General features: G+C 60.7%; 1 protein-coding gene. It reads right to left on the bottom strand.

Annotation, left to right across the window (positions count from 1 at the left end):
• On the bottom strand, positions 1 to 422 hold a 422-nt coding region (locus tag QME70_14040; GenBank protein ID MDI6895683.1), incomplete at both ends, for an aldehyde ferredoxin oxidoreductase C-terminal domain-containing protein.

Below are 422 nucleotides of genomic sequence, written 5' to 3'. Positions count from 1 at the left end.
CCCACATTTTGACCCCACGCAAGAAAGCGTCTCGTACTCAGGGCCTCCCCCGATGTATGCGTAGGGGCCCTCGGAAACGCATGTGTAGCGACCACAGCGCTGGACGCATGCGAAGTCGGCCCGCGGCTTGATGAGGTACCGCTGCCTTATTGTCTTCCCACCTATCGCCTCAGCGTGCTCGAATACCCCCGTTTCATAGTTTCGTGTGGGGAGTCGCCCGATCTCGTTCATGAGCTCGACGAGGCTGGGAGTGCCGTAGTCGGCTCGGCCTTGGGTGAAGGGGTCGGCGAGCATCTTCTCTCGGAGCTCATCCATTAGCCTCACGTAGTTTTTCTGGTCGGCGATGGGGATGTCCCTACTTCCCCGAACGGCCACGGCTTTCAGGCGCTTTGAGCCCATCACCGCACCCATGCCCGTTCGAG

This window comes from Bacillota bacterium (assembly GCA_030019365.1).
Lineage (GTDB): Bacteria > Bacillota > Sulfobacillia > JACIYH01 > JACIYH01 > JACIYH01.
The sequence above is the reverse complement of the archived record's forward strand: the minus strand, read 5'-3'. Positions and strand labels throughout refer to the sequence as shown.